General features: G+C 74.8%; 3 protein-coding genes and 1 pseudogene. 1 reads left to right on the top strand and 3 read right to left on the bottom strand.

Features of this window, described 5'->3' with window-relative positions:
* Positions 1 to 351 (top strand): annotated as a pseudogene (locus E7Z54_RS23230) (hypothetical protein); the annotation flags it as partial.
* On the opposite strand, the gene E7Z54_RS12235 reads toward E7Z54_RS23230, so the two are convergent.
* The 3 genes from E7Z54_RS12235 to E7Z54_RS23225 form a co-directional block, all read right to left on the bottom strand.
* A complete protein-coding gene (locus tag E7Z54_RS12235) occupies positions 344 to 1,984 on the bottom strand; it encodes a copper resistance protein CopC (RefSeq protein WP_136434068.1) in 1,641 nt (546 codons plus the stop codon). The pseudogene E7Z54_RS23230 and the gene E7Z54_RS12235 overlap by 8 nt on opposite strands.
* 1 nt (position 1,985) lies before the next feature.
* A complete protein-coding gene (locus tag E7Z54_RS12230) occupies positions 1,986 to 2,693 on the bottom strand; it encodes a YcnI family copper-binding membrane protein (RefSeq protein WP_136434066.1) in 708 nt (235 codons plus the stop codon).
* 77 nt (positions 2,694 to 2,770) lie between these two features.
* Positions 2,771 to 3,034: hypothetical protein (locus E7Z54_RS23225; RefSeq protein ID WP_431188805.1), on the bottom strand; the 264-nt coding region annotated here is incomplete at its 5' end.

The raw sequence follows: 3,034 nt of genomic DNA, 5'->3' as shown, positions 1-3,034 counted from the left end.
CCGCGCGGGGACGGCACCGACGTCGCCGACGACGGAGTGGTCCGGGTCGCGGCGGACGGTGGCGCGGCGGTCGGCGACCAGGGCCGGCTGCGACTGGTGGTGAGCACGCTCGACCGCCGGCCCCTCACGCTCGGCAGCTATCTCGGCGCCTCGGCCCACCTGACCGGTTTCGCGGTCGCCAGCGGCCGGGTCGTCCACCTGCACCCGTACGGCGCGGCCGAGCAGACCGATGGCGGGACCGTGTTGACCTTCCACACGACCTTCGCCGAGGCCGGCGACTACCGGCTGTTCTTCCAGGTGCGGGTGGACGGCCTGCTGCACACCGTGCCGGTGACGGTGGCGGTCAGCTGACGCTCAGCAGGAGCGTCGTCACCGGGCTGGTGAACTCGTCGCTCCGCACGCCGACCTGCAGCTGCCACTCCCCCCTGGTCGGGAACAGCACCTCGGCCGTGTAGGTGCCCACGCCTGCCGGGACCACCGGGATCTCGCCGAGGTCGACGGTCGCCGAGCGCAGCTCGACCGACGGGGGGTCGTACAGGTCGAGCGGCTCGCCGGCCTCGTCCTGGACCTGGACGATCAGCCGTCGCTGCGTCCCGGGGCCGGGGTCGAGGACGGCGAGGACCCGGAGCTCCCCGGCGGCGCCGGTGACCACGCCGGTGCCGGCCGTCTGCGGAGTCCCGGGCGGCTCGCCGGCCGGCGGCTTCTGGGTGAGGAAGCCGGTCACGCCCAGCACCGCGACGAGCACCACCGCTTCGGCGACGACCACCCGACGCACCGCGAGCGCGCCGCGGCGCTGCCCGTCGTGGCCGGCCCCGTCGGTGACCCGGGGCAGCAGGCGGTACCGGTTGAAGGCCGCGACGGCGACCACGAGCAGGACCAGCACTGCCTTCACCAGCAGCAGCCGGCCGTAGGCGGCCTCGACCAGGCCGCTCCACGAGCCGAGGATCCGCCAGGCCATCAGCACGCCCGACGCGGCGAGCAGCGCGAGCAGCGCAGCGGCCGTGGTCGAGAACCGGGTGAGGAGCCGGGCCGCCTCCCGCGGACGGCCCGCGAGGACCGGGAGGGCGAGCGCCAGCCCGACGACGCCGCCGAGCCAGACCGCGCCTGTGGTGAGGTGGAGCGCGTCCGTGACGACGAGTAGCGTGCTGGGTTCGTAGGCCCGGGTGTGGCCGACGAGCGCGGGTGACCAGACCGCGAGGGCGGTGCCGAGGTCGGCGGTGAGCGAGGGCCGCTCGCGGCCTGCGCTCCACGCCGCTGCGACGAGACCGAGCGCCTGCAGGACGAGGACGACCAGCTCGTCGCGGACCAGCTGCGGATCGAGCGCGGCGGGGTCGACCAGGCCGCCGGGACCACCGCCGAGCTGGTAGGCACCGGAGAGGGGTACGGCGACCGCGGCCGCCAGGACGGCCACCACCGCCGAGCCGCGGAGCACGGCGACCAGGCGTCGTCGTACGGCATCGGGGAGGCGGGTCCCGCGGGCCGTCCAGCCGACGAAGACCGCGAGTCCCCCGGCGAGCAGGAGAGCCACGTAGTCGACGCCCTGGACGATGCTCTGCGGGGTCGAGAGCGAGCCGGTATCGGTGGTGCCGAGCTTCGGCGGCGCGACGCTGGGGCTCGCGGCGCCGACGTGGAAGGTGAGCGATCCGGCGATCGGGTGACCGTCGGCGGAGACCACCCGCCAGGCGACGACGTACGTGCCCTCGTCGAGGCCGTCGGGCAGATCGCCGGTGACGATCGCACCGCTCCCGCTCGGCTCGATGGCGACGGGGTCGCCGTCGGCGTCGAAGGCCTGGAGGGCGTCCGGGACGAGACGGACCGGCTCGTCGAAGGTGAAGGTGACCTCCGACGGCGACTCGGCGAGGACCGCGCCCTCGGTCGGATCCGAGGAGACCAGGGTGGCGTGCGCCGACGCCGGCGCGGCCGTGAGACACACCCAGAGCAGGGTGAGCAGCACGGCCGCGGCCGACGCCGACGAACGCCTCATCTCAGGCCCTGCGGGTCCGTGCCAGCGCGACGCCGCCGAGGAGGATGCCGGCCACTCCGGTGGCCAGGCCGGCGACGGCGAGTCCCTCGCTGCTGCCGTCCTCCTCGCCGAACTGCACGGACGCGGCGCGAACCTCGCCCTCCTCGGAGGCCGGCGACCCGTCGCCGCCACTGGCGGGGGTGATGGTCAGGGTCGGGGCGGGCGCCTCGAGCGTCTCGGGGTCCTGGCCCTCGGCGGCTGTCTCGACCCAGCCGGTCTTGCCCTTGACGCAGGACTGCACGACCGGGAAGACCAGGGTCTCGCCGGCGGCCTCCGGCAGCTTGACCGAGAGCTCGACGGTGTCGCGGAAACCGTCGGGCAGCGGCTTCTCGGCCGTGTACACGACCTTGCTCACCCGCTCCGTGAGCTCGTTGCCGTGGGCGTCGGTGACCGGCTCGGCCAGCTGCTCGGTGACCTTCTCGACGGTCCAGTTGGGACTGACGGTCGGGGTGACCCGCGGGATCTCCTCGGGCATGGCGATGGTGAGCCGGGTGGTCGGGGAGCTCTCGCAGCCGTGGCCGACGCTGAACGTCAGCACGGTGTAGGCGCCGGCCTCGGTGATGCTCGGGGTGACGGTCACGTGTGCGGCGGCGGGAGCGGCGGTGAGGCCGACCATGGCCAGGACGGCGGCGCCCGCGCCGAGCGCGGGCAGGGTACGACGAATGTGCATGGGTCTCTCTCTGACTCTTCGATGGGAGTGTGGGGGCAGCGACGACCCGCCCCGCACTCACCGGGGAGTCGGAGGGGTCAGGTCGCGGGGAGCACGGCCGGCGGACCGCGCGTGGGCGCCACCTCGAAGACGGCTCGCAGTGCGAGGTGACCCGGTTCAGCCAGAGGCGCGAGTGTCCGGCGCCATGCAGGTGCCGGCAGCCGGTCGGGGTCGCGCCACTGGAGGAGCAGGGCGACCGCGCGCCGGCGCAGCGCCCACACGACCCCGGTCACGCCGGCCGCGAGCACGTGCGCGGCGAGCATGGCCGGGGTGAGGCCGCCGAGGAGCATGTCGGTGCCGTG

Origin of the sequence: Nocardioides sp. (genome assembly GCF_004803405.1) — a bacterium.
GTDB classification, from domain to species: Bacteria; Actinomycetota; Actinomycetes; order Propionibacteriales; family Nocardioidaceae; genus Nocardioides; species Nocardioides vastitatis.
This window is presented reverse-complemented; position numbering and strand designations above follow the sequence as displayed.

Excerpts from the sequence above, each read along its gene's own strand:
- E7Z54_RS12235 (WP_136434068.1), bottom strand. The coding sequence starts at position 1,984 with ATGAGGCGTTCGTCGGCGTCGGCCGCGGCCGTGCTGCTCACCCTGCTC.
- E7Z54_RS12230 (WP_136434066.1), bottom strand. The coding sequence starts at position 2,693 with ATGCACATTCGTCGTACCCTGCCCGCGCTCGGCGCGGGCGCCGCCGTC.